Below are 1,613 nucleotides of genomic sequence, written 5' to 3' on the forward strand. Positions count from 1 at the left end.
GACGATGCGATACATCGAATCCGCAAGCGCGCCAAGCGGCTTCGCTACACCGCAGCTGCGACGGGCGTGGCGAAGGTGTCGCAGCGGGCGAAAGAAATACAGTCTCTGCTCGGCGATCACCAGGACATCGTGGTCAGCCGCGAGCACCTGATGCAGCAGGCGGAGGCCGCGCATGCCGCCGGCGACGACACGTTCACCTACGGGCTGCTCTACCAGCAGGAGACCGACGTAGCGATCGAATGCCGTCGGCAACTCCAGCCGGCGTTGCGCAAGCTCTACAAGTCATTGCGCAAGATGTGAAGCCGCAGGGCGGGCGATCTGGCTCGGTATATCACCGGACAAAAAGCCAGCTATCGCTGTTCCAAGACCCCAGATCGGAACGCGCCCTAGGGGACCGCGCCCTCGCATGCGCCCCGCCCGCGCCCACTGCGGCACCACGCCACCGCCGGGGGTGACGACGCACTTCATCGGCGAAATTTTGGGGGACAACGAGTCATCCCCAGTGGCGACAGGCTCGGTTCTAACGATGTGCCAGTACGAGCCGTCCGCGTACGGCATGCCGTCACAGTAGGTGGTAGCGACGAGCCACTTCATCCCGCCAGGCCAGTAGTTGGCGGTGATATCTGGAATGTGCGGATCGGGGTCGGGATCGGCGTGGGTCACGGGCACTGGAGTGAATGCGGCAAATGCCGCAATCGCTGCGACGAGGACTGCGCGCATGACCGTCGGCCCTCTCCTGCCTGGCTGGTGCGGGACCCTGCCCGGATCGTAGGGCGTACACCCAACTCTCCAGCGCTTTCGCATGGAGATTGCCTCAACCAAGCTGCAAGCGCGCTGGCAAATGTTTAAGCTGTAGGCGCGATCATGCGCGCGATGTCGCGCTTAGACGCCTCGGTAAATTCGTTGCGGGGCAGAGCAAACTGCACCAAATTACTCAACCCGACCGCCGGGGGCAAAGGGGCGGGATGGCGGCGAGCTGCTCTCACCTATTACCCACTCCCAAAAAACCGCAACAACTACTGCACCGACAAACGACACAGCAAGAATCGCCGCGATGACTACTGCTGTACCTAGAACGAAATACACCGCATTCATGAGCGCGGTCTCCTCCCTGGGGGCCTGGACGCGCCGGAAACACCGGGTAGGTTTGACGGCGCCTCCGCGCCCCTATGGCAGTGTCCCTTCGGATACGGCTAACAGGCGATACTGTTCGCCGGGCCTGCCCCAAGAATTCACTTCCAGGACGCCTCGCCCAAGCTTCGCGATGCGAGTCGCGGATATCGAGCACGCGACCGAGTTCTGTGTGCATGCGGAGACCGGCTGCTGATTCGCGGCGTTTGGGCCACCCCAAGATCGGCGCCAGCGCCAAACTATCGCTAAGAGATAAATAACTCCAGGGGCGAAGATGGCTTCCGCCCTGTAATGGATCTGGTTGTACGGATTGCACCCCACCCCGTTGTCCAGGATCTGGCTTCGGCAATTTTTTGTCTGGCGAATTTCTTCGTTTCGAACAAAACCTTAATGACGCCTGAGATACTTCTGTTCGTCGGAAGCCAGTGCGATTAGCGCGGGATCGGCATCTACCACGGGAAATGTTGAAACACGCAGTCGCC

1 protein-coding gene is annotated in these 1,613 nt (G+C 61.1%); it reads left to right on the top strand.

Annotated features, from left to right (window positions below):
- Positions 1–300: CHAD domain-containing protein (locus WBF82_RS17895; protein ID WP_424384303.1), on the top strand; the 300-nt coding region annotated here is incomplete at its 5' end.
- Positions 301–1,613: the final 1,313 nt, after the last annotated feature.

The organism is Mycobacterium sp., from assembly GCF_049673265.1.
Taxonomy (GTDB): Bacteria; Actinomycetota; Actinomycetes; order Mycobacteriales; family Mycobacteriaceae; genus Mycobacterium.